Annotated in this window: 17 protein-coding genes and 1 pseudogene; 9 read left to right on the top strand and 9 right to left on the bottom strand. The window is 73.0% G+C overall.

Annotated features, from left to right (window positions below; genetic code table 11):
• Positions 1-70 precede the first annotated feature (70 nt).
• The 4 genes and pseudogenes from ABFY07_RS37305 to ABFY07_RS37290 all read left to right on the top strand — a co-directional run.
• Positions 71-904, top strand: a pseudogene (locus tag ABFY07_RS37305) (glycoside hydrolase family 16 protein); the annotation flags it as partial.
• 83 nt (positions 905-987) lie between these two features.
• Complete coding sequence (locus tag ABFY07_RS37300) at positions 988-1815, top strand: MerR family transcriptional regulator (RefSeq protein ID WP_065966339.1); 828 nt, start codon at positions 988-990, stop codon at positions 1813-1815.
• A 104-nt stretch (positions 1816-1919) separates the two neighbouring features.
• A complete protein-coding gene (locus ABFY07_RS37295) occupies positions 1920-4175 on the top strand; it encodes a hypothetical protein (RefSeq protein ID WP_346178736.1) in 2256 nt (751 codons plus the stop codon).
• Positions 4176-4202: 27 nt separating this feature from the next.
• A complete protein-coding gene (locus tag ABFY07_RS37290; RefSeq protein WP_065966341.1) occupies positions 4203-4658 on the top strand; it encodes a peroxiredoxin in 456 nt (151 codons plus the stop codon).
• 54 nt (positions 4659-4712) lie between these two features.
• On the opposite strand, the gene ABFY07_RS37285 is transcribed toward ABFY07_RS37290, so the two are convergent.
• The 9 genes from ABFY07_RS37285 to rhaI form a co-directional block, all read right to left on the bottom strand.
• Positions 4713-7679: a glycoside hydrolase family 2 TIM barrel-domain containing protein gene (locus ABFY07_RS37285; RefSeq protein ID WP_346178735.1), complete on the bottom strand. Its 2967-nt coding sequence runs from the start codon at positions 7677-7679 to the stop codon at positions 4713-4715.
• 270 nt (positions 7680-7949) lie between these two features.
• Positions 7950-9158 (bottom strand): ROK family transcriptional regulator, encoded by a 1209-nt coding sequence (locus tag ABFY07_RS37280; protein WP_346178734.1) that lies wholly within the window; start codon positions 9156-9158, stop codon positions 7950-7952.
• A gap of 156 nt (positions 9159-9314) precedes the next feature.
• The gene (locus ABFY07_RS37275) at positions 9315-10922 is read right to left on the bottom strand and encodes a penicillin-binding transpeptidase domain-containing protein (RefSeq protein ID WP_346178733.1); all 1608 of its coding nucleotides are present in this window, start codon (positions 10920-10922) and stop codon (positions 9315-9317) included.
• A 530-nt stretch (positions 10923-11452) separates the two neighbouring features.
• Positions 11453-12106 (bottom strand): LutC/YkgG family protein, encoded by a 654-nt coding sequence (locus tag ABFY07_RS37270; RefSeq protein ID WP_346178732.1) that lies wholly within the window; start codon positions 12104-12106, stop codon positions 11453-11455.
• Positions 12103-13596: a lactate utilization protein B gene (locus ABFY07_RS37265; protein ID WP_346178731.1), complete on the bottom strand. Its 1494-nt coding sequence runs from the start codon at positions 13594-13596 to the stop codon at positions 12103-12105. Before ABFY07_RS37265 ends, ABFY07_RS37270 begins: the two co-directional genes overlap by 4 nt.
• Positions 13593-14345: a (Fe-S)-binding protein gene (locus tag ABFY07_RS37260; protein ID WP_346178730.1), complete on the bottom strand. Its 753-nt coding sequence runs from the start codon at positions 14343-14345 to the stop codon at positions 13593-13595. The genes ABFY07_RS37265 and ABFY07_RS37260 overlap by 4 nt, the downstream gene beginning before the upstream one ends.
• Complete coding sequence (locus ABFY07_RS37255) at positions 14336-15862, bottom strand: rhamnulokinase (RefSeq protein ID WP_346178729.1); 1527 nt, start codon at positions 15860-15862, stop codon at positions 14336-14338. Before ABFY07_RS37255 ends, ABFY07_RS37260 begins: the two co-directional genes overlap by 10 nt.
• Before the next feature lie 142 nt (positions 15863-16004).
• Positions 16005-18050 (bottom strand): bifunctional aldolase/short-chain dehydrogenase, encoded by a 2046-nt coding sequence (locus tag ABFY07_RS37250; protein ID WP_346178728.1) that lies wholly within the window; start codon positions 18048-18050, stop codon positions 16005-16007.
• Between the two features lie 156 nt (positions 18051-18206).
• Positions 18207-19367: an L-rhamnose isomerase gene (gene rhaI / locus ABFY07_RS37245; RefSeq protein ID WP_346178727.1), complete on the bottom strand. Its 1161-nt coding sequence runs from the start codon at positions 19365-19367 to the stop codon at positions 18207-18209.
• A gap of 325 nt (positions 19368-19692) precedes the next feature.
• On the opposite strand from rhaI, the gene ABFY07_RS37240 reads away from it, so the two are divergent.
• The 5 genes from ABFY07_RS37240 to ABFY07_RS37220 are packed head-to-tail and all read left to right on the top strand — an operon-like array spanning position 19693 to position 24705.
• Complete coding sequence (locus ABFY07_RS37240; protein WP_346178726.1) at positions 19693-21222, top strand: sugar ABC transporter ATP-binding protein; 1530 nt, start codon at positions 19693-19695, stop codon at positions 21220-21222.
• Positions 21219-22253, top strand: coding sequence for an ABC transporter permease (locus ABFY07_RS37235; RefSeq protein WP_346178725.1), 1035 nt, complete (start codon positions 21219-21221; stop codon positions 22251-22253). The genes ABFY07_RS37240 and ABFY07_RS37235 overlap by 4 nt, the downstream gene beginning before the upstream one ends.
• Positions 22250-23239 carry an ABC transporter permease gene (locus tag ABFY07_RS37230; protein WP_346178724.1) on the top strand — a complete coding sequence of 330 codons (990 nt, stop codon included), beginning with the start codon at positions 22250-22252 and terminating at the stop codon, positions 23237-23239. The genes ABFY07_RS37235 and ABFY07_RS37230 overlap by 4 nt, the downstream gene beginning before the upstream one ends.
• 42 nt (positions 23240-23281) lie before the next feature.
• The gene (rhaS, locus tag ABFY07_RS37225; RefSeq protein WP_346178723.1) at positions 23282-24373 is read left to right on the top strand and encodes a rhamnose ABC transporter substrate-binding protein; all 1092 of its coding nucleotides are present in this window, start codon (positions 23282-23284) and stop codon (positions 24371-24373) included.
• Positions 24374-24384: 11 nt separating this feature from the next.
• The gene (locus tag ABFY07_RS37220; protein WP_065966365.1) at positions 24385-24705 is read left to right on the top strand and encodes an L-rhamnose mutarotase; all 321 of its coding nucleotides are present in this window, start codon (positions 24385-24387) and stop codon (positions 24703-24705) included.
• Positions 24706-24777 lie beyond the last annotated feature (72 nt).

Below are 24777 nucleotides of genomic sequence, written 5' to 3'. Positions count from 1 at the left end.
CCCACCGCGCACCCTTCCCCGCGGGCCGCCGCGCGCGGCCGCCCCCCACACCCAGGAAGGCCATCGCTTCATGAGGAAAACCCTGCGCACCGCCCTGACCGGACTGCTCGCGGCCGCCGCCCTGGCCGCCGCCCCCTGGCCGGCCCCCGCCGCCGAGGCCGGCCCCCCGGCCCCGGCCGCCACCTTCACCGACACCTTCGACGGCCCGGCCGGCAGCGCCGTCGACGGCTCCAAATGGGGCTACGAGACCGGCGACAACGTCAACAACCACGAGCGCCAGTACTACACGGACGGCACCAAGAACGCCGCGCTCGACGGCCAGGGCAACCTGGTCATCACCGCTCGCAAGGAGAACCCGGCCAACTACAACTGCTGGTACGGCCGGTGCCAGTACACCTCCGCCCGGCTCTCCACCGCCCGCACCTTCACCACCGCCTACGGACGCGTGGAGGCCCGGCTCAAGGTGCCCCGGGGCCAGGGCATGTGGCCGGCCTTCTGGATGCTCGGCACCGACATCGGCAGCGCCGGCTGGCCCAACTGCGGCGAGATCGACGTCATGGAGAACGTCGGCTACGAGCCCGGCACCGTGCACGGCACCATCCACGGCCCCGGCTACTCCGGCTCGGGCGGCATAGGCGCCGGCTACACCCTGCCCAACGGGCAGAAGTTCGCCGACGGCTTCCACACCTTCGCGGTCGACTGGTCACCCAACAAGATCACCTGGTCCGTGGACGGCAACGTCTACCAGACCCGCACCCCCGCCGATCTGGGCGGCAACCGCTGGGTGTTCGACCACCGCTTCTACCTCATCCTCAATCTCGCGGTCGGCGGCTACTGGCCCGGCGACCCGGACGGCTCGACCACCTTCCCGCAGCGGCTGGTGGTCGACTACGTCAAGGTCAGCGGCGGCAGCTGAACACAGGACCGAACATCCGTCTCCGTACGCTTGACCCTCTCACTGTGTGAGGGCCTGCACTGGAAGGCGTCATGTTCACCATCGGAGAGTTCGCCAAACACGGGCGGGTGTCGGTCCGCATGCTGCGCCACTACGACGCCATCGGGCTGCTGCACCCCGTCCGCACCGACCCGGCCAGCGGCTACCGCTACTACGAAGCCGGCCAGCTCGCACGGCTCAACCGCGTCATCGCGCTCAAGGACCTGGGCTTCAGCCTGCACCAGGTCAAGGTGCTCCTCGACGAGGACATCGGCACCGAGGAGCTGCGCGGGATGCTGCGGCTGCGCCGGGCGGAGCTGGAGTCGGCCGTCGCGGAGGCGATGGCCCGGCTGGGCCAGGTCGAGGCGAGGCTCCGCACCATCGAGAACGAGGGACGCATGCCCACCGAGGACATTGTGATCAAGAGCCTGCCGCCGCTCCGCCTGGCCGAGCTGACCGCCACCGCGGCCAGCTTCCAGCCGCAGGACATCGGGCCCGTCATCGGCCCGCTGTTCGACCGGCTGTGCGGCCTGCTGGAGGCCGCGGGGGCGGCCCCCACCGGCCCCGGGCTCGCCTACTACGAGGACGCCCCCGGGGGCGGCGGGGCCATCACCGTGCACGCCGGGCTGCCGGTCGCCGCGCACGTCGGCACCGACCACGGCTTCCGGATCGTCCACCTGCCCGGCGTCGAACGCGCCGCCACCGTCGTGCACCGCGGCCCGATGGACGACGTGCTGCCCACCTCCCAGGCCCTGGCCCGGTGGATCGACGCCCACGGCTACCGCTCGACGGGGCTGCCCCGTGAGCTCTCCCTCGCCTGCCCCGAGGACCGCACCCAGTGGGTGACCGAGCTCCAGGAGCCCATCGTCCACGCCGGCTGAGACCCGCGCCGGCTGAGACCCGCGCCGGCTGAACCCGCGTCCGGCGGCCCGGCCCGCCCTGCCTGGCCGCCGGACGTGATCGCCGCCATGACAGGATCGCCCGCATGACGGCTCAGTACGACCCGGAAACGATCCTCGCCGGCCTGGACGAGGAGACCTGGCCCACCATCGGCTTCTCCCGCGGCACCGCCGCCGACCCGGCCGGCACGCTGCGCGCCCTGGTCACGGCGGAGAAGGAAGTCGTCCGCGAGGAGGCGCTCGGCTCCTTCTGGGGGGCGCTGCGCGCCCGGGTCCCCGCCTACCGCGCGACCGTGCAGGTCGTCCCGTACCTGGCCCGGGCCTGCGCGGCCGGGATCTACCAGGAGACGCTGCTGGAACTGCTGCACAGCGTCGCCCACGGCGAGGACCAGCCCCGGGGCGACCAGGCCGAACTCACCGCCGCCGTCGCCGCGCAGGTGCCGCTGCTGCTGCCCCTCCTCGCGCACGACGACGAGGACGTCAGGCGCCGGCTGATCCGCATCCTCCTGCTGTCCGGCAGGTCCCCCGAGACCGCCGAGGCGATACGGGCCCGCTGGACGGCGGAGCCCGACCCCGCGCTGCGCTCCGCCCTGCTGTCGGCCTGCCGGATCGCCGACCCGGACGTCGCGGCTGAGATCAGCGCGGGCGAACTCGGCCCCGGCCGGGACCCCGAGATCCGGCTCGTGGCCGTCCTCAACCTTGTGCGCGACGGAGCCCCCTGGACGGACGAGCTGGAGGCCGCCGCCACCGCCTGGGCGCTGCGGGGCAGTGAGATCGAGCCGGTCGAGCAGTGGTTCGACATGGACTCCGGCGACTGGAAGGACACCGACCCCGACGACGAGTCCTTCGAGCTCCTGCTCCAGCTGCTCGCCGACCGCGGGGAACTCCCGGTGGCCGTACGCCTGCTGGACACCGTCCTGGCCGCCGAGGGCCCCGGCGACGGCCTGCGCGGCCGCCGGGCGATGGGCGCCATCGAGCCGCTGTGCGCCGAGTTCCGCGCCGCCCCGGCGCTGCTGGCCCCGCGCCTCGCGTCCCTGGTGACGCACCAGGACCTGGTCGTGGCCGGACAGGCCGTCGGCCAGCTGCGGCGCCTCGGGGACGAGGGCCGGCCCGCCGCCGACGCGCTGCTGATCCATGCCTCGGGCGAGCGGGTCGCCGCGGCGGAGGACACGTTCGACGCCGAGGACGCCGAGGAAGTGGCCGACAACGCCCTCGCGGCGCTCGTCGACCTCGGCGACCCCAGGGCCGTGCCGCTGCTCGCCCGCGATCTGCCGCGCCGCAAGGAGGCCCTGGAAGCCGCCGTCGGCATCTCGCCCTGGAGCCCCCGCGACGAGCCGTCGCTGCCCTTCGACCCGCGACTCCTCGACGCCGCCCGCGACCTGATCCGCCATCCGGACCGCCGGAACTACAGCGCGCCCCGGCACCTGTGCACCCTGCTGGCCTCCTGGGGACCGCGGGCGGCCCCCGCCCTCCCCGAGCTGTACTCCCTGCTGGCCAAGGAGCGGCAGCACGCCCCGGGCGCGGTGGCCGCCGTCGCGGCCGGCACCGAGGCCGCCGCCGAGGCGGCGGACCGGCTGCGCGAGGCCGCCGAGGGCGCCTCCGTCCACGACCGCATGCCCACCGCCGAGGCCCTGCACCGGCTCACCGGCGACACCGGGCAGCTCATCGAGGCGCTCCGCCCCGGTCTCGACGACATCCTCTACAGCCGACGCGCCGCGGTGGGCCGCGCCGGGCGGCTCGGCCCGGCCGGGGAGCCGCTGCTGCCCCGCCTGCGCGAACTGCTGGAGCCCGAGGAGGGGGAACGCGTCGGCTGGGACCTGGGCGACTGCCTGGCCGCCGCCTCCGCCGTCCGGGCGATCGCCGGTGAATCGGCGACGGACGAGCTGATCCCGGTCCTCTCCCGGGGGCTGGAGAGCCGGGACGCGCGGACCCGGGCCTCGGCCGCCCGCCTGGCCGGCCGGCTGGGCGCCTCCGCCGCCCCCCTGGCCGAGCGGATCGCGCCGCTGCTGGAGTCCCCGGCCACTTTCCTGCCCGCCGCGCGCGCCCTGACGGCGATCCCCGGAGCCGTGGGGCCCGAGGGGCTGATCGACCGCGAGGAGCTGGCCGAGGCGCTGCTCGTGGCCGTCGACTCCCTCGGCCGGCCCGAGCCGGCCCTCGACCTGCTGCGCGACCTCGGCGGCGGCAGCCTCCCCGCGTCCGCCGCGGCCCCGCTGCGCGCCTCCCTCACCGCCGAACGCCGCCCCCCGCTGCGCCACTTCGACCTGCACCGGGTCCGCACCGACCAGCGGCGCGTCGCGGCGCTGCGGGCCGCGCTGGACGGTGCGGCGACCCCGGGCGAGTGAGCCGGGGCCGCCGAGTAGCCTCGCTCCATGGATATCGGTGATGTCGTCGAGGACTTCGAACTGCCGGACGAGAACGGCGCCGCCCGCACGCTGAGCGGACTGCTCGAGAACGGCCCGGTGGTGCTGTTCTTCTATCCCGCGGCCTTCACACCCGGCTGCACGAAGGAGGCCTGCCACTTCCGGGACATCGCGGGGGAGTTCACGGCGCTGGGGGCCCAGCCGGTCGGCGTCAGCGCCGACTCGGTCGACAAGCAGGCGGAGTTCGCCCGTACCCACTCCTTCGGCTATCCGCTGCTGTCCGACCCGGAGGGGACCGTACGGGAGCGGTTCGGCGTCAAGCGCGGCATCGCGGCCGTCCCCACCAAGCGGGTCACCTTCGTGATCGACACCGACCGCCGGGTGCTGGAGGTCGTCAAGAGCGAGTTCCGGATGAGCGTGCACGCCGACAAGGCGCTCGAGGCGCTGCGGCGCAGGGCGGCGTAAGCGGGACGACACCACGAAGGGCGCGCGGGCCATGACCCGCGCGCCCTCCGCCACTCAGATCCGCGAGAACGTGAACGAGAACTCGGCGGGCGCCGCGTCCAGGCGGTACGACGGCAGCACCCCGGGGCCGCACGACTGGCTGCCGATGCCCTGCTGCCCGTGGTCGAGGTTCACCCACACCGTGTCCGCCGAGGCGGACAGGTCCGGGGTGTGCTCGGCCGCGTCCAGCTGCTCCGTGGTCCACCGGCGCGCCGTGAACCAGAACGGCGGCGCCCCCTCCACCGCGATCCCGGTCCCGTCCTCACCGGTCAGCCGCGCCCACCGGACGTCCGCCCGGGCCCCGTTCTCCTGCGGCCGGACGTACGGCGTCTGCAGGGCGTCGACCGTCAGCGCCCACCGGCCGATCCGGGAGGCGGCCCGGGTGTCGGGGTACGCCTCGCCGGGGCCGCCGCCGAACCACTCGGCCCGGCCCAGCGCCGCGGGGACCCCGAGCCGCACGCCCAGGCGCGGCAGCGGGCAGGTCCACTCGCCGTGGGGGGTGACGGAGACGGCCAGCCGCAGCCGGTCCTCGTCGGCGGCGTCGGCGGTCCAGCGGTAGACGGCCACCAGGCCGACATCGGTGGCCGCCGGGGCGACCCGGGTGCGGACGGTCAGGGCGTCGTCCGCCGTCTCCACCGCGTCGACGCGGTGCCGCAGGCGGTGCAGGCCGAGCGCGCGCCAGATCAGGCCGTAGCGCTCGTCGGGCTGCCAGGACGCGCCGTTGTCGTTGTCGGTGGGCGCGCGCCAGACGTCGAGCCGGGGGCCGGTGACCTCGAGCCCCCCGAGGGAGACCAGCGCGCCGCTCGCCGGGTCGAAGACCCCCGGGCCCAGCACGATCGTGTCGCCCTCGCGGCGCGGCGCGACGGCGGCGGCTCCCGTGGCGGCCGGGGCCTGCGCTGCGGCCGGGGCCTGCGTGGCGGCGGTGGCCTGCGTGGCGGGCGCGGCCGGGAACTGACCCCACGCCACCTCGTGGCCCGCCGGGGCCCACGCGGTGTCGGCCGCGAGCCGCGCCCGTACGGTCCACAGCGCCTCGCCGGTGGCGTCCGTCGCGGGCCGGCCGGCCAGCTTGACCTCGGCGAACTCGCCCGGACCCAGCGGAGGGACCGCCAGCTCGCCCCCGTCCACCTCCACGCCCTCGGCCTCGTACACCCAGGAGAAGGCGAGATGGGACAGGCCGGCGAAGTCGTGGGTGTTGGTGACGCGGACCGTGCCCGCCGCGCCGTCGCCCTCGATCCGGACCGGCTCGATGACCTTCTTGTACTCGACCAGCCCCGGGGACGGGGTGCGGTCGGGGAAGAGCAGGCCGTCGCAGACGAAGTTGCCGTCGTGCAGCTCCTCGCCGAAGTCCCCGCCGTAGCCGTAGAACAGCTCGCCCCCGGGGGTGCGCTTCGCGATGCCGTGGTCGATCCACTCCCACACGAAGCCGCCCTGGCAGCGCTCGTGCGCCTCGAACAGCCGCTGGTACTCGCTCAGTCCGCCCGGCCCGTTGCCCATGGCGTGCGCGTACTCGCACAGGATGAAGGGGAGCGCGCGGCGCCCCGCGTCCAGTTCGGCGTCCGCCGAGGGGGCCTCGGCGCGCCGGCCGATCTGCTCGACCTCCTCGTGCGGGGCGTACATCCGCGAGTAGACGTCCGTGTCGGCGCAGGACATGTCGCCCTCGTAGTGGATCACGCGGGAGGGGTCGCGCTCGCGGATCCACTCCGCCATTGCGGTCAGCCCCCGGCCGGTGCCGCACTCGTTGCCCAGCGACCACATCACCACCGAGGCGTGGTTCTTGTCGCGCTCGACCATCCGGCGGGCCCGGTCCACCAGCGCCGGGGTCCAGCGGTCGTCGTCGACCGGGTTGCCGCGCCAGCCGAGGTCCACGAAGCCGTGGGTCTCCAGGTCGCACTCGTCGATCACCCACAGGCCCAGCTCGTCGCAGAGGTCGAGGAAGGCGGGGTGCGGCGGGTAGTGGCTGGTGCGTACGGCGTTGATGTTGTGGCGCTTCATCAGGACCAGGTCCTCGCGCATGGTCTCCAGGTCGAGCGCGCGCCCGGCCTCGGGGTGGAACTCGTGCCGGTTGACCCCCCGGAACAGCACCCGCTTCCCGTTGACCTTGATCACGCCGTCCTCGACGACGACCGTACGGAAGCCCACCCGCAGCGGCACCCGTTCGCCGCCGGTGGCGAGCGTGGCCTCGTACAGGCGCGGGGTCTCGGCCGTCCACGGCTCGACGGCCACGGTGGCGCTCTCCCCGGTGGCCAGGTCGAGGCCCAGCTCGGGCACGGTGACCCGGCCGCCCGGCTCGGCGTCGACCCGCAGGGTGCCCTCGCCCGAGGCGTGGTCGTACGAGGCGTGCACGAAGAAGTCGCCGACCGCGTCCGCGGGCCGGTGCGACAGGGTCACCTCGCGGAAGATCCCCGGCAGCCACCACTGGTCCTGGTCCTCCAGGTAGCTGCCGGAGGACCACTGGTGCACGCGTACGGCCAGCACATTGCCGCGCGGCCGCAGCAGCTCGCCCACCGCGAACTCGTGCGGCAGCCGGCTGCCCTTGAAGACGCCCAGCTCCTGCCCGTTGAGCCAGACCCGGGCGCAGGACTCCACGCCCTCGAAGCGCAGCACGGCGTCCCCGTCGGCGGGCCAGTCCCCGGGCAGGTCGAAGACGCGGCGGTGGTCGCCGGTCGGGTTCTCGGTGGGCACCCGGGGCGGGTCCACCGGGAACGGGTACAGCACATTGGTGTAGATGGGGGCGCCGTGGCCCTGGAGCACCCAGTGGCCCGGCACGGCGACCGTGTCCCAGCCGGTGGTGTCGTAGTCGGGGCGGGCGAACGACTCGTCCTCGGCGGTGGCGGTCGGCGACAGCCGGAAGGCCCAGTCGCCGCCCAGGCTCAGCCGCGCGGCGTCGGACCCGGCGGTCCAGGCGCGGGGCGGCAGCCCACCGCTTCCCGGGGACACGTCCTCGTAGTAGGGGAGTGGGGTGTCGGGGGTGGTGGTGCTCATCGGTCTCCTCGGTCGGCGATGGAGGGGGACGACGATCGGGCCGGCCCGGGCCGGAGCGGCCCGGGCGCGCGTCGGCCCGGGCGCTTGGGCCCGGGCCGCCAGCACGGGACGTTAACGAGCGGCGAGAGACTTTTTCAAGGGGTTGGACGAAGTCGGCGCGAAGTCCGTGGCAAGCGTTTGCCGTGGCGGCTTGCCGGGACGCCCTCGCCAGGCCCGCTCGCCGGCGCCGCTCGCCAGGTCCGCTCGCCGGGCTCCTCGCAGGTCCGCTCGCTAGCCCCGGTGCTGCTTCGCTCTCATGGCCGCCAGCGAGCCCTCCAGGGCGAACGTCGCGGCCCCCAGGCTCACCGGGTTGGACGGGATCGGGCACAGCACGATCTCGACGCTCGCGAAGGGGCGGCGCAGCGCGCGCCGCGCCACCGCCTCCCGCACCTCCGCCACCAGCGGCTCGCCCAGCGCGGTCGCCACCCAGCTGCTGAGCACGATCACCTCCGGGTTGAGCAGATTGACCAGGTCGGCCAGGGCCGCGCCGAGATAGCGGGCGGTCTCGCGGACCACCCGCACGGCCACCGGATCGCCGTCGGCCAGCGCCCGGCCGAGCGCCTCGATGGTGGCGGTCTGGTCGTCCGGGTGCAGCAGGGGGCTGTCGGGGCTCAGCTCCCGGAGGTTCCGCATGATGCCCGGGGCGCCGACATACGTCTCCACACAGCCCTGGTTGCCGCAGTGACACGGCCGCCCGTCCAGCACGAGGGTGGTGTGCCCCCACTCGCCGGCGCTGTTGGTCGCCCCCCGGTGCAGCGTGCCGCCCAGTGCGAGCCCCGCCCCCACCCCCGTCCCCAGGTTGACCACGATCGCGTCGTCGCGTCCGCGCGCCGCGCCGAACCACTGCTCGGCGACGGTGGTGGCGCGCAGCGGGTTGTCGAGGTGGAGCGGGTGGGGGAGGTGTTCGGCCAGCAGGCCCAGCAGCGGAACGTCGTGCCAGTTCCAGTTGGCGGCGTAGACGGACACCCCGCCCTCCCGGTCCACCTGTCCGGGCATGCTGACCCCGACGCCCAGTACCCGCTCCGGCGCCACGGCCGACCGCGCCACCACATCGGCCACGCCGGCGGCGATGCGCGCCACCACCCGCGCCGCGTCCCGCTCGCCGGGGCGCAGCTCTTCGTCGGCGCGGGCCAGCACGGTCAGCGCCAGGTCGAACAGCTCGACGTGGATGTATGTCTCGGCCACGTCCACGCCGATCAGCGCGCCGCCGGTGGGGTTGACGGCGACCAGTCCACGCGGCCGGCCGCCGTCGGAGTCCTCGTAGCCGCCCTCCACCAGCATGCCGAAGTCCAGCAGCTCGCCCACCAGGGTGGCGACGGTGGCCAGGCTCAGCCCGGTCGCGGCGGCCAGCTGCTGCCGGGAGACGGGGGATTCGGCGATGATGTGGCGCAACACGTCGTAGCGGTTCGCGGTGCGGATGTCGCGGGACGTGCGTTTCACGCCGGGTCCTCCGTGCTCGGTGATGCGGCCCGTATGACGCCGCGCCACCCTAGAGTGCGCGCCCCCCTTGGGCAACTCCTTCGCGCAACCCTCGCACGAAGCGCCACTCCGGCCGGGCGCCCGGGTGCGTGCCCGGCCTGATCCAAACGAAAGACCCTAGCCGTGGGCCGTGAGCACGTCCCTGACGACCGGCCCCGCCGTGTCGCCGCCGTGGCCGCCCCCGACGACCACGGCGGCCGCCGCGATGTCGTTCCGGTAGGCCGTGAACCAGGCGTTCGTGGTCTGCTGTCCGTCGATCTCCGCCGAGCCCGTCTTCGCGCCGATGTCCCCGCTGAGCCCGGACATCGCGCGCGCCGCCGTGCCGCTGGTGGCGGTGAGCCGCATCATGCTCCTCAACTGCCGGACGGCCGACGGGCTCAGCCCGCGCTCCGTCTTCGCCTGCTCCCCCCGGATCAGGGACCGGGGCACGATGACGGGCTGCCGGAAGGTGCCGGTCTGGGCGGTGGCCGCCACCGAGGCCACGGTGAGCGGGTTCATCTGCACCCTGCCCTGCCCGATCAGCGCGGCGGCCTTGTCGTCCCCGCCACCCGTGGGCACCGAGCCGTCGAAGGTCTCCACCCCCACGTGCCAGGTGAGCCCGATCCCGAACACCGCCCGCGCCTCGTCGGCGACGGCGCTGTCGGACAGATCGCCGGCCAGCGACACGAAGGCGGTGTTGCAGGAGGCCGCGAAGTCCTGCGCGAACGTGGCGGCCGGGTTCTCGCTGTCCTCGACGTTGTGGAAGGTCATGCCCTGCTGGTACGAGATCGTTTTGGGGCAGGGCACCGGACGGCCGGGGGTCACCTTGCCGGACTCCAGCAGCGCCGCCGCGGTGATGATCTTGAACGTGGAGCCGGGCGCGGTGGCCCCCTGGAAGGCCGGATTGAACTCCGTCCGGTCGGAGTTGGCCACGGCCAGTACCTCGCCCGTGCTGGGCTTGAGCGCCACCACCGAGGCCCCCGAGCGCCGCGCGACCGCCTCCTCGGCGCGGCTCTGCACCCGCGCGTCGAGCGTGGTGTGCACGGTGCCCGGCCTGCCCTTGGCCACCACGTGCAGGGTCTTCGCGGGCGTGTCGTCCACCCCGGCCGCCCACACCTCGATCCGGCCCCCGGTGCCCGAGGCGGCGGCGTACCGCTTGCGGAGTTCGGCCAGCACCGGGCCGAGCGAGGGATAGCGCTCCTTCGTCAGCTCCTTGCCGTCGCGGTCCACCACCCGGACCGACGGCGGGGCGGCGAGGCCCGTCCGCAGCGCCGGGCGGTCGGCGCTCAGCTCGGGGTGCAGCACGGAGGGCGTCCAGTCGACCAGCGGTCTGCCCGTCGTCCTGCCCCGCACCACCGACAGCTCGGAGGCGTAGCTCCAGCTGGCGCGGGTGCCCTCGTAGGAGATGTCGGCCGTGACGTCGAACGGCACCCGGGTCCCCTGCGCCCGGCCCGCCTTGAGCGTCAGCTTCGCCACATGGCCGTCGTGGCGGTAGCCGCTCAGCGCGGCCACGGCCGACGCGGCGTCGTTGGTGAGTTGCGAGGCCCTCACGTCGTTCTTTTCCGCCCAGGCGGCGAGGAAGTCCCGTGCGGTCTCCCGCACTTCGGACGCGCTGACCGGGCCGTCGTGCCCCGGCCCCCGGTCGCCGCCGGTGAGCCCGGTGTACAGGTTGTACGCGCCGAGGCCCGCGACACCCACGACCGCGACGGCCGTGACTCCGAGCACGGCTCTTCCCACTGTGCGCATGGCGTGGTCCGCCCCCCAAGATCCCCCGATGATCCCCGAGATGAGGTTGGCGCCCTGCCGCTCCACCCCCGCGTCAAGCGGCAGGGCGCACAACGAGTCCACAACCTATGGACGGTGACACTCCATCACAAGGGGGTGCTTCAGGCCACAAGCGCACCGCGTGACCCACGACACGCCCTCCGGGCGCGCTGCGACGGCTCACGCCGCCTGCTCGACCTCTCCCCGCAGCGCCCTGGTGTAGACCTTCAGCAGCCGACCGTATTCGGCCCGCTCCTGCGGGCGCAGCGCCCGGCCGGCCCGCGCGCGCAAGAACACGCGGATGGCCTCGTTCGCCTGGTCGGTGGAGATGGTGAGTAAAGCGGTTTCGGGGTGAGTAGGAGTCGGACGCATGGGAATAAGAGTACGGGCAGCCACTGACATCGGCACCGGTGCAAACCGTTCAAGTGCGCTGTTACCGCTGGTATGTGAGCAAGAACGCATCCGGGGCACGGCCCTGGACGGCCGCCGTCACCCCTCCACCAGCACGTCCGTCACCCCTCCACCAGCACGACTTCCAGCGTTCGCGGGCCGTGTACGCCCTCCACCCGGTCCAGTTCGATGTCGCTGGTCGCCGACGGGCCGGAGATCCAGGTCAGCGGGCGCTCCGGGGCCAGCCGTTCCAGGGCCTGCGGCACGGAGTCCACCACCTGCTCGGGGACCTTGATGACACAGATGTGGTGGTCGGGCACCAACGTGATGCGCCGGCGCCCCTGGTCCGGCCCCGCGTCCAGTACGACGGTCCCCGTCTCGGCCGTGGCCACCGCGCAGCCCGTGACAACGCTGGAGACCGCGTCCAGGTCGTGCGGGGTCAGCTCCGGGGTGTCCGGGATCCGCGCCACCTCCGCCGGGTCCGTGGCCGACAGCCACTCGGCGGGCAGCCCCGGCGGCACGACCACGCTCGTCGCGCCGCGCCCCGCCAACAGCCGGGCGATCAGGGCCGGCAGCCCGGCCGCGTCCGTGCGGTGGACGATCGCCCGGTAGTCCGCGAGGTTCTCCGCGAGCAGATCCACGGTCTGCTCGGTGGTCCGGTCCCCGTGGGCCCGCAGGTAGTCGCGGTCCACGGGGGCGTCGGAGGGGCGCTCGGTGCGGGGCACGTCCGCCAGCGCGCGGCGGACGCGGGCCAGCACCAGGTCTCGGCTGCTCACGTCGTGTTCTTCCCCTCGCTCCGGTTCCCGTCGCCGTGTGTTCTCTGCCACCAGTCCCGGAACGGCTCGGCGGGCACGGCCGGCAGGTCCCGGGTGTCCGTCCACGCCCGCCCCGGCCCCGGCAGCCGGCGCGGATGGAAGCGGCGGGTCCGGGAGGCGAGCCGCTGCCCGGCGCGCAGCACCCCCGGGTGGTCCAGGGCCCAGCGCGCCGCCCGCATCACGGCGCGCTCCGCCGCGTGCCCCTTGGCGGGCTTGATCACGGCCCGGGTCCCGCGCACCGACGCCGGGCCGCCCTCGACCACCCGCTCGCGCAGATGGACCAGGACCTCCGGGATGTCGATCGCGACCGGACACACCTCGTAGCACGCCCCGCACAGCGACGAGGCGTACGGCAGCGAGGCGTCCAGCTCGCTCTGCGTGCCGCGCAGCTGCGGGGTGAGGATCGCCCCGATCGGCCCCGGGTATGCCGACCCGTACGCATGGCCGCCCGCCCGCTCGTACACCGGGCACACATTGAGACACGCCGAGCAGCGGATGCAGCGCAGCGCCTGGCGCCCCACGGTGTCCGCGAGGGTGTCGGTCCGCCCGTTGTCGAGCAGGACCAGGTGGAAGACGCGCGGGCCGTCGCCGTCGGTGGTGCCGGTCCAGGTGGAGGTGTACGGGTTCATCCGCTCCGCCGTCGAGGAGCGGGGGAGGAGCTGGAGGAACACCTCCAGGTCCCGCCACGTCGGCACCACCTTCTCGATGCCCACCACGGAGATCAGCGTCTCGGGGAGGGTCAGGCACATCCGGCCGTTGCCCTCCGACTCCACGACCACCAGCGTGCCGGTCTCGGCCACCATGAAGTTGGCGCCCGAGATGCCCACCTTGGCGTTCAGGAACTTCTCGCGCAGATGCAGCCGGGCCGCCTCCGCCAGGTCGGCCGGGGCGTCCGTCAGCCCCTCCGGGGCGGGGCGGCCCCAGCGGGCCATCCGGTGCGTGAAGATGTCGCGGATCTCGGTGCGGTTGCGGTGGATCGCGGGCACCAGGATGTGCGACGGCAGGTCGTCGCCGAGCTGCACGATCAGCTCGGCCAGATCGGTCTCGTACGCGCGGATGCCCGCCTCGGCGAGCGCGTCGTTCAGGCCGATCTCCTGCGTGGCCATCGACTTGACCTTGACCACCTCGCGCTCGCCGGTGGCCCGGACCAGCTCGGTGACGATCCGGTTGGCGTCCTCCGCGTCCGCCGCCCAGTGCACCTGGCCGCCCGCCGCCGTCACGGCGCTCTCCAGCCGCTCCAGGTAGTGGTCCAGGTGGCGCAGCGTACGGTCCTTGATCGCCGCGCCCGCGGCGCGCAGCCGCTCCCAGTCCGCCAGCTCGGCGACCGCCGCGGCGCGCTTGGCGCGGATCGTGTGGGTGGCGTGGCGCAGATTGGCGCGCAGCCGGGTGTTCTTCGTCGAGACGGCGGCCGCCTCGGGGAACGCGGGCATGCCCAGATAGGTGCCGGTCACCAGACGTCTCCTTCCGTGCTCGCCAGGATCTCGGCGATGTGGACCGGGCGGACGGTCGAGCCCTGGCGGGCGAGTGTCCCGCCGATGTGCATCTGGCACGAGTTGTCGACCGTGCACACCGTCTCGGCCCCGGTCGCGGTGATGTTGCGCGCCTTGTCGGCGCCCATCGCGGCCGAGACGGCGGCGTTCTTCACGGCGAACGTGCCGCCGAAGCCACAGCACTCCTCAGCGCCCGGCAGCTCCAGCAGCTCGAGCCCCTTGACGGCCGCCAGCAGCCTGCGCGGCCGGTCGCCCAGGCGCAGCATCCGCAGCCCGTGGCAGGTGGGGTGGTAGGTCACGGTGTGCGGGTAGTACGCGCCCACATCGGTCACCTTGAGCACATCGGTGAGGAACTCGGTCAGCTCGTAGGTCTTGGGGACCGCCGCGGCGGCGAGCTCGGTGAGCTGCTGGCCCCGGCCCTCGGCGGCGGCCCTCGCGCCGATCCTCGGGTAGTTGTCGCGCACCATGGCGGCGCACGAGCCCGAGGGGGTGACCACGTAGTCGTAGTCCTGGAACGCGGCGGCGTAGCGGCGGACCAGGGGCTCCGTCTCATGGCGGTAGCCGGTGTTGAAGTGCGGCTGGCCGCAGCAGCTCTGCTCCGGCGGGAAACCGACCTCGACGCCCAGCCGCTCCAGCAGGGTGACGACGGCCCGGCCGGTGCGGGGATACAGCGTGTCGTTGACGCAGGTGATGAAGAGCGCTACGCGCACGGTTCCTCCTCCTGGCCCTCGGCGCGCCCGCCCTCCACGAGGGCGGCCGCCCGGGACCACGCTGCTTGATCACCCGACGGCTCATACTGCCTCAGCGGCTGGGTGCTGTGAAGCAGCTCCCGCAGGTCGGTGAGGCCACCGGTGAGCACGCCCGCGGTCCGGGCCTGGACCAGGACGTTGCCGAGCGCCGTGGCCTCCGCCGGGCCCGCGAGCACCGGCAGCCCGCAGGCGTCGGCGGTCAGCCGGCACAGCAGCTCGTTGTGCGCGCCGCCCCCGACGATGTGCACGGTGCGGACCGTACGGCCGGAGAGGCGCTGGGCGTCCTCGATCGCGCGCCGGTGCGCGAGGGCGAGGGAGTCCAGCACGCAGCGGGTGGTCTCGGCGGGCGTGCGGGGGACCGGCCGGCCGGCGCGGCGGCAGGCCTCCGCGATGCGGTCGGGCATCCGGTCCGGGGCGATGAACTCCGGCGCCCCGGCGTCCACCACCGAGCGGAGGGGGGCGCACCGGGCCGCCTCGTCCAGAAGTGTCCGCAGGTCCTGGGGCCGGCCTTGGGCCTCCCAGGTGCGCAGGCACTCCTGGAGCATCCACAGGCCCATGATGTTGCGCAGATAGCGGACCGTGCCGTCCACGCCCAGCTCGTTGGTGAAGTTGGCCCGGCGGCTCGCCTCGGTGAGGACCGGGGAGTCGAGCTCGAGACCGGCCAGGGACCAGGTGCCGGTGGCGATGTACGCGAAGTCGGGCGAGGTGGCGGGGACGCCGACGACGGCCGAGGCGGTGTCGTGGGAGCCCACGGCGGTGACGGGCACGGGCTCCTCGATCCCGGTCGCGGCCATCGATTCTTCGCACAGTGTGCCCGCCGGGTCGCCGGGGTGGCGCAGGGGCGGGAACAGCGACAGGTCGATGCCGAGCGCGTCGGCGACCGTGCGGGACCAGGTGCGGGTGCGCGGGTCGATCAGCTGGGTGGTGGAGGCGTTGGTCAGCTCGGTACCGGCCTCGCCCGTCAGCCAGTACGAGACCAGGTCCGGGATGAGCAGGAGGCGCCGGGCGGCGCCCAGGGCCGGGCTGTCCTGGGCGGCGGTGAGTTGGTAGATCGTGTTGAACGGGAGGTGCTGGAGGCCGGTGGCCGCGTACAGGTCCCGGGGCGCGAGGACGGCCGCGACCTTCTCCGCGGTGCCGTCGGTGCGGCTGTCGCGATAGTGGACCGGGTTGCCGAGCAGTGTGCCGTCTTCGCCCAGGAGGCCGTAGTCCACGGCCCAGGTGTCGATGCCGATGCCGGCGAGGCGGTTGCCCTTGGCCCGCACGGCTTCCGCCGCGGTGCGCAGGCCGTCCAGGACGCCCTGGTAGAGGGCGAGGATGTCCCAGTGCAGGGTGCCGGCCACGCGGACCGGGCGGTTGGGGAAGCGGTGCACCTCCTGGAGTTCGAGGGTGCCGGGGGCGACCGTGCCGACCATGACGCGGCCGCTCGACGCGCCCAGGTCTACGGCGGCGAAGCACTGGGGTGACGGTGTTGGGGGCACGGTGGGACCTCGTGGTGTGGTTGCTGTGCGCGGGGCGGGGGCCAGGGCGGGGGCGGGAGCGGGGGCAGGGCGCCGGAGCCAGGGCGGGGGCGGGGTGCGGGGGCGGGGCGCCACCCCCGCACCCCGCCCCCTCATGTGCGGGTCAGCGCAGGAAGGCCGCCGCGACCCCCGCGTCGACCGGCACATGCAGACCGGTGGTGTGCGTCAGGTCGCCGCCGGTCAGCGCGAAGACCGCGTTCGCCACGTGCTCCGGCAGCACCTCCCGCTTCAGGAGCGTGCGCTGGGCGTAGAACTTGCCCAGTTCCTCTTCGGGGACGCCGTAGGTGGCCGCCCGCTGCGCGCCCCAGCCGCCCGCGAAGATCCCCGAGCCCCGGACGACCCCGTCGGGGTTCACACCGTTGACCCGGATGCCGTGACCGCCCAACTCGGCGGCGAGGAGGCGCACCTGGTGGGCCTGGTCGGCCTTGGTGGCGGAGTACGCGATGTTGTTCGGGCCCGCGAACACCGAGTTCTTGGAGGCGATGTAGACCACGTCGCCGCCCATGTTCTGGTCGATCATGATGCGGGCCGCCTCGCGGGAGGCCAGGAAGCTGCCGCGCGCCATGATGTCGTGCTGGAGGTCCCAGTCCTTGGCGGTGGTTTCGAGGAGGGGTTTGGAGATGGAGATCCCCGCGTTGTTGACCAGGAGGTCCACGCCGCCGAAGGCCAACAGGGCCTCTTGGAAGGCCGCTTTGATCTCGTCTTCCGAGGTGATGTCCACGGTGACGGCGGTGGCCTTGTCCGGGCCGCCCAGGTCGGCGGCCACCGCCTCGGCGTTCTCCGCGTTGATGTCCGCCACCACGACGCAGGCGCCCTCGGCCACCAGACGGTGCGCGATCGCCCTGCCGATGCCCGAACCGGCGCCCGTGACCAGCGCGACGCGGCTCGCCAGCGGCTTGGGCTTCGGCATCCGCTGGAGCTTGGCCTCCTCCAGCGCCCAGTACTCGATGCGGAACTTCTCCGACTCCTCGATGGGGGAGTACCTGGACACGGCCTCGGCGCCGCGCATCACATTGATCGCGTTGACGTAGAACTCGCCCGCCACCCGGGCCGTCTGCTTGTCCTTGCCGTAGCTGAACATCCCCACGCCCGGGACGAGCACGATCGCCGGGTCGGCGCCGCGCATCGCGGGGGAGTCGGGGGTGGCGTGCCGCTCGTAGTACGCCCGGTAGTCCGCGCGGTATTCGGTGTGCAGCTCCCTGAGCCGGCCGATCGCCTCGTCGAGGGGCGCCGTGGGCGGGAGGTCGAGGACCAGCGGGCGGACCTTGGTGCGCAGGAAGTGGTCCGGGCAGGAGGTGCCGAGCGCCGCCAGGCGCGGGTGTTCGGCGCGGGAGACGAAGTCGAGGACGGCGCCGGAGTCGTTGTAGTGGCCCACCTGCGGGCGGTCCGTGGAGGCGAGCCCCCGCAGGACGGGGGCCAGGGCGGCGGCGCGGGCCCGGCGTTCGGCCTCGGGGAGCGGCTCGTAGCCCGGGAGGACCGGGCCGAAGGGGTCCGCCTTGCCGCGCTCGGAGAGGAACCGCTCGGCCGTGCGGATGATGCGCAGGGAGTTGGCCTCGCACGCCTCGGAGGTGTCGCCCCAGGCGGTGATGCCGTGGCCGCCGAGGACGCAGCCGATCGCCTCGGGGTTGGCCTTCTTGATGGCGGCGATGTCCAGGCCGAGCTGGAACCCGGGGCGGCGCCACGGGACCCACACGACCTGGTTGCCGAAACACTCCTTGGTGAGCGCCTCGCCGTCGGCGGCGCACGCGAGCGCGATGCCGGAGTCGGGGTGCAGGTGGTCGACATGGGCGGCGTCGACCAGGCCGTGCATGGCGGTGTCGATGGACGGCGCGGCGCCGCCCTTGCCGTGCAGGCAGAAGTCGAACGCGGCGACCATCTCGTCCTCGCGCTCCACCCCCGGGTAGACCTCGGTCAGCGCCCGCAAGCGGTCCAGCCGCAGCGCGGCGAGACCCGCCTCGGTCAGGGTCCCCAGGTCGCCCCCGGAGCCCTTGACCCACATCAGCTCGACGTCCTGCCCGGTGACCGGGTCGGTCGCGGTCCCCTTGGCGGAGGTGTTCCCGCCCGCGTAGTTGGTGTTCCGGGGATCGGCTCCGAGGCGGTGCGAGCGCTGGAGCAGGGCGGCCGCTTCGGGGTGCGGTTCTGCGGTCATGTTCTTCCCTCTGTGTGTGGTGGTGAAGTCGGCCGGTGTTCGCGGACACCCGTTCCCGGGGCCGCCGGGGCGGAGCCCCGCGCCGGGCGGGGGCCGGGGCCAGGCCCGCGCCGCGCGGCGGAGCGGCGGCAAAGGCGCGGCACCCCGCCGGAGGCGCTACGCGCCCCAGCCCGCCTGCGTGCCGCCCACTCGCTCGGCCACGATCTTCTCCGCCCACCCGGAGGCCCGGTACGCCGCCATCGGGTCGGGGTCGATCTCCAACTCCTCCCGGACCTCGGCGAGGAGCGGCCGTACGTCGGTGTTGTACGCGTCCATGAGGACCGCGTTGGCGCCGAGGACATCGCCCGAGGCCTGCGCGGCGGCCAGCGCGTCACGGTCCACCAGGAGCGCCTTCGCCGTCGCCTCCTGGACGTTCATGACCGAGCGGATGATCGCCGGGATCTTCGGCTCGATGTTGTGGCACTGGTCCAGCATGAACGCGACGCCCGAGTCCAGGCCGCCGCCGCGGACCACCTCGTACATGATCCGGAAGAGCTGGAAGGGGTCCGCCGCGCCGACCATGAGGTCGTCGTCGGCGTAGAAGCGGGAGTTGAAGTCGAACGCGCCGAGCCTCCCCTCCCGCAGCAGCAGCGCGACGATGAACTCGATGTTCGTGCCGGGCGCGTGGTGGCCGGTGTCCACGCAGACCTGGGCCTTGGGGCCGAGCTTGAGGCAGTGGGCGTAGGCCGTGCCCCAGTCCGGGACGTCGGTGGTGTAGAAGGCGGGCTCGAAGAACTTGTACTCCAGCAGCATCCGCTGGTCGTCGCCGAGCCGCTCGTAGACGGCCTGCAGGGCCTCGGCGAGCCGCTCCTGGCGGGCGGCGATGTCGTCCTGGCCGGGGTAGTTGGTGCCGTCGGAGAACCAGAGCTTGAGGTCGCGGGAGCCGGTCGCGTCCATGATGTCGACGCATTCGAGAAGGTGCGCGAGGGCCTTGCCGCGGATCTCGGGATCGGGGTTGGTGACCGAGCCCAGTTTGTAGTCGTCGTCCTGGAACACGTTGGAGTTGATCGCGCCGAGTTTCAGCCCGCGCTCCTCGGCGTACTTGGCGAGCGCCGCGTAGTCGTCCACCTTGTCCCAGGGGATGTGCAGGGCGACGGTCGGGGCCACGCCGGTGAAGGCGTGCACCTGGGCGGCGTCGTCGAGCTTCTCCTGCGGGGTGCGCGGGACCCCGGGCTGGGTGAACACCTTGAAGCGGGTTCCGGAGTTGCCGTACGCCCACGACGGCGTCTCGACGGCCTGGGTCTTGAGGGCCGCCTTCACGGCCGAAAGGTCAGACATACGTCTCCTCGGAGGCACCTATGAAACGAGCAGCTATGAAACGATTCAACCGACGCTAACCGTGTGGATGGTCACGCGTCAAGAAGCGGTGCGGCTTCCGGCCGGTGCTCCTCGATCGCGAAAAACGATTCAACCCAAAGCGCCTGGACCGTAAGGCTACCGGTCCTGGTGCGTCAAGAGGGGCCACAACGACTTGGTGTACCCGGTGCATACCCCCTTGACGGTGGCAAATCGCCGGGCTAGCTTCCCGGAATCCGACTTTGAAACATTTCATTTTCCTCGGCCTGAAGGCCGCTCTTGCACAGAAGCAAGGAGACCCCACACCGTGAGTCAGGCTGTTCCGACCGGAGTTCCGGTCCTCGCCCTCGAGGGGGTGAACAAATCCTTCGGCGCCGTCCGGGCCCTGCGGGACGTCTCCCTCGAGCTGTTCCCCGGCGAGGCGCACGCCCTCGCCGGCGAGAACGGCGCCGGCAAGTCCACGCTCATCAAGACGCTCGCCGGGGTGCACCGCCCCGACTCCGGGCAGGTGCTGCTCGACGGCGCGCCGGTGGTCTTCCACGGCCCCGCCGACGCCCGCGACGCGGGCATCGCCGTCATCTACCAGGAGCCCACGCTCTTCCCCGACCTGTCGATCGCCGAGAACATCTTCATGGGCCGCCAGCCCCGGCGGCGGCTCGGCCGGATCGACCACAAGGCGGTGCGCGCCGCGACGGCCGCGCTGATGGGGCGGCTCGGCGTGGCCCTGGACCCCGACCGGCCCGCCCGCGGGCTGTCCATCGCCGACCAGCAGATCGTGGAGATCGCCAAGGCCCTCTCCTTCGACGCCCGGGTGCTGATCATGGACGAGCCGACCGCCGCCCTCACCGGCAGCGAGACGGCCCGGCTGTTCTCGGTCGTGGAGGCGCTGCGCGCCGAGGGCGCGGCGGTGCTGTTCATCTCGCACCGGCTGGAGGAGATCTTCCGGCTCTGCCAGCGCGTGACCACCCTGCGGGACGGCCGCTGGGTGGCCTCCGAGCCGCTGGCGGGCCTCACCGAGGACGACCTGGTGCGCCGCATGGTGGGCCGGGACCTGGACGAGCTGTACCCCAAGCAGGACACCCGGGTCGGCGAGACGGCGCTGTCCGTGCGGCGGCTGACCCGCGAGGGCGTGTTCCGGGATGTGTCCTTCGACGTGCGCCGCGGCGAGATCGTCGCGCTGGCCGGGCTGGTCGGCGCGGGGCGCACCGAGGTGGCCCAGGCCGTGTTCGGCGTGGACCGGGCGGACGCCGGCGAGGTGCGGGTGGGCGGGAAGCCGCTGCGGCCCGGCTCGCCCAGCGCCGCGATGGCCGCCGGGCTCGCGCTCGTACCCGAGGACCGGCGGCAGCGCGGGCTGGTCATGGAGATGTCCATCGAACGGAACATCGGGCTCACCGGCCTTGACCGGATCAGCGGCAAGGGGCTCGTCAAGCGGGCCCTGGAGCGGGGCCGGGCCGCCGACTGGGCCGTCAGGCTGCAGCTCAAGTACGGCAGGCTGAGCGATCAGGTCGGTGTGCTGTCGGGCGGCAACCAGCAGAAGGTGGTGCTCGCCAAGTGGCTGGCCACCGACCCGGCGGTGCTCATCGTCGACGAACCGACGCGCGGCATCGACGTCGGCACCAAGGCCGAGGTGCACCGGCTGCTCTCGTCCCTGGCCGCCGAGGGGCTCGCGGTGCTGATGATCTCCTCCGACCTGCCCGAGGTGCTGGGCATGGCCGACCGGGTCCTGGTGATGCACGAGGGCCGGCTGGCCGCGGAGCTCCCGCGCGCCGAGGCCACCGAGGAGTCCGTCATGGCCGCCGCGACCGGCCGTACCGGCGAGGGGAGGGCCGCGGCATGACGGCCACCATCGACAAGCCCACGGCCCCGGCCGAGGCGGGCCGCTCGGCGCGCTCCCTGGTCGACACCGTTTTCCGCGCCCGCGAGATCAGCATCGCCGGCGCCCTGGTGCTCCTGGTGCTCTTCACCTGGATCGCCGAGCCCCGCTTCCTCAACGGCCAGGGCGTCAAGGACCTGCTGCTCAACGCCGCGATCCTGGTGCTGCTCGCCGTCGGGCAGTCCGTGGTCGTGGTCACCCGCAACATCGACCTGTCGGTCGGCTCCGTGGTCGGGCTCTCCGCCTTCGCCTGCGGGAAGTTCGCGTCCGGCACGGACCACGGCCCGCTGCTGGTGGCCCTGCTGGGGATCGCGGTCGGCGCGGCCTGCGGCCTGGTCAGCGGCTCGCTCGTCAGCTTCGGGAAGGTGCCCGCGCTGGTGGTGACCCTCGGGATGCTCTACATCATCCAGGGCGTCGACTACTGGTGGGCCGAGGGCGAGCAGATCAACGCCGCCGATGTGCCGCAGTCCGTGCTGGACCTCGGCAGCGGCAGCGTGCTGGGCATCCCGTATCTGCCGCTGATCTCCTTCGCCGTGCTCGCCGCGACCGCGTACTTCCTGCGCACCTACCGCAGCGGCCGGGAGCTGTACGCCATCGGCTCCAGCCCGGAGGCCGCCCGGCTGGCCGGGGTGCCGATCCGCCGCCGGGTGCTGGGCGCGTACGTCTTCTCCGGCGCCGTCGCCGGCTTCGCGGGCTCGCTGTGGCTGGCCCGCTTCGGCACCGTCGTCGCGGACAACGCGCACGGCTGGGAGCTGACCGTGGTCAGCGCGGTCGTGGTCGGCGGCGTCGCCATCGTCGGCGGCACCGGCACGGTGTGGGGCGCGGCGCTGGGCGCCCTGCTGCTCACCACCATCGGCAGCAGCCTGTCCGTACTGAAGGTCGACTCCTTCTGGGAGGACGCCATCGCCGGCGCCCTGCTGCTGGCCGCGATCAGCGTGGACCGGATCGTCAATGTGCGCATGACCCGCGCGCTGAGGAAGAGGAGCGCCCGATGAGGCTGCTGCGCACGGGGCTGCGCTGGGACACCGCGGTGGGCGTGCTGCTGGTGGCGGTCTTCGTCACGGGCCTCGGCACCACCGACGGCTTCGCGAGCCGCGACAACCTGGCCTTCGCCTTCAACGACATCGCCGAGGTGGCGCTGATGGCGCTGCCCATGACGCTGCTGGTGGTCGCCGGGCAGGTGGATCTGTCGGTGGCCTCGATGCTGGGGCTGAGCAGCGCCCTCACCGGGCAGCTGTGGGACTCCGGCTGGGCCTTCGAGACGATCGTGCCCGTGGTGCTGCTGGTCGGCGTGGCCGGCGGCCTGCTCAACGGCTGGCTGGTCACCAAGGTCGGACTGCCCTCGCTGGCCGTCACCATCGGCACCCTCGCCCTCTACCGCGGTCTCGCGTCCGTGGTGCTCGGTTCCAACGCCATCACCGACTTCCCCGAGAACTACGCCAAGTGGGCGGTGGACACCACCACCGTCCCCGGCACCTTCATCACCTACCCCGTGGCGCTGTTCATCGTGCTGGCCGTCGTCGCCGCGGTGGTGCTGCACGCGACGGGCCTGGGCCGGTCGCTGTTCGCCATCGGCGCCCAGGAGGACGCCGCGTACTACGCCGGCATCCGCGTGGGGCGTATCAAGCTCGCCCTGTTCGTCGTCACCGGGCTGGTGTCCGCCTTCGCGGGCGTGGTGTTCACCCTGCGCTACGGCAGCGCCCGCGCCGACAACGGCCAGGGCTTCGAGATGCTGGTCATCGCCTCCGTCCTGCTCGGCGGCATCGACTTCGACGGCGGAAGGGGCACCCTCTTCGGCGCGGTCGCCGGAGTGCTGCTCATCGGCGTCCTGAAGAACCTGCTGACCCTCAACGACGTGGCCAACGAGGTCCAGGTGATCGTCACCGGGCTGCTGCTGGTGGCGTCCGTCCTCACCCCCCGCCTGATCTCCACCGTCGGCGAGTGGCGCCACCGCAGAGCCGCCGCCACCTCCTCGAACTGACGCCCCGGCGCACCACCTCCCCCTTCCCCGAAAGGTCTCCCCATGTTCCTCCGCACGTCCTCCCGGCGCCGCGCCGCGGCGACCCTCGCCACGGCCTGTGCCCTGGCCGTCACCCTCGCGGGATGCGGCGGCACCACCAAGAAGGACTCCGACCACAACAGCGGCGGTGGCGCCAAGGCCACGGACGCCAAGGCCGACCCCGGCGCCCCGCTGAAGAAGGGGCTCAAGCTCGCCTTCCTGCCCAAGCAGATCAACAACCCGTACGAGAAGATCGTCGACGACGCGGGCATCGCCGCCGCCAAGGAGTTCAGCGGCGAGGGCAAGGAGGTCGGCCCCTCCGACGCCAGCGCCTCCTCCCAGGTCTCGTACATCAACACCCTCATCCAGCAGCGGCAGGACGCCATCCTGATCGCCGCCAACGACCCCAACGCGGTGTGCGGCCCCCTCAAGCAGGCCATGAAGAAGGACATCAAGGTCGTGGCCTACGACTCGGACACGGCCAAGGACTGCCGCCAGCTGTTCATCAACCAGGCCAGCTCCGAGGAGATCGGCCGCAGCCAGGTCCAGCACATCGCCGAACAGCTCGACTACAAGGGCGAGATCGCCATTCTCTCGGCCACCCAGAACGCGACCAACCAGAACACCTGGATCGAGTTCATGAAGGACGAGCTGAAGAAGCCCAAGTACAAGAACATGAAGCTGGTCAAGACCGCCTACGGCGACGACGACGACCAGAAGTCCTTCCAGGAGACCCAGGGCCTGCTGAAGGCCTACCCCGACCTGAAGGGCATCATCTCGCCCACCACCGTCGGCATCGCCGCGGCCGCCCGCTACATCAGCGGCTCCTCCTACAAGGGCAAGGTCGTGATCAACGGCCTCGGCACGCCCAACCAGATGCGCAAGTACGTCAAGGACGGCACCGTCGAGCAGTTCTCCCTGTGGGACCCGAAGAAGCTCGGCTACCTCGGCTCGTACGCGGCGGCGGCGCTCGCCTCCGGGCAGATCACCGGCGCGGAGGGCGAGAAGTTCAAGGCCGGCAAGCTCGGCGAGTACACGATCGGCAAGGACGGCGAGGTCATCCTCGGGCCGCCCACCGTCTTCGACAAGAACAACATCGACGACTTCGACTTCTGAGGCGGCCCGGCATGCAGCGCGTCTGCTTCCTGCTGAAGGTCCGCCAGGACCGGCTCGCGGAGTACCGCGAGCGCCACGCCGCCGTCTGGCCCGAGATGCTCGAGGCCCTGTCCGCCGCCGGCTGGCACAACTACTCGCTCTTCCTGCGCGAGGACGGACTGCTGGTCGGCTACCTGGAGACGGAGGACTTCGCCGCGGCCCGGGCCGCCATGGACGGGACCGACGTCAACGCGCGATGGCAGGCCGAGATGGCGGACTTCTTCGAGGCGCTCGACGGCGCGAAGCCGGACGAGGCGATGAAGCCGCTGACGGAGGTCTTCCACCTCGCGTAGCCCCGGGCCCGGGGACCGCCTCTCCCCGGGCGGTCCCCGAACCCGCGGCGCGGCCGCCACCGGACAAGGAAC

Origin of the sequence: Streptomyces sparsogenes subsp. cuspidosporus, from assembly GCF_039532705.1 — a bacterium.
Classification (GTDB): domain Bacteria; phylum Actinomycetota; class Actinomycetes; order Streptomycetales; family Streptomycetaceae; genus Streptomyces; species Streptomyces sparsogenes.
This window is presented reverse-complemented; position numbering and strand designations above follow the sequence as displayed.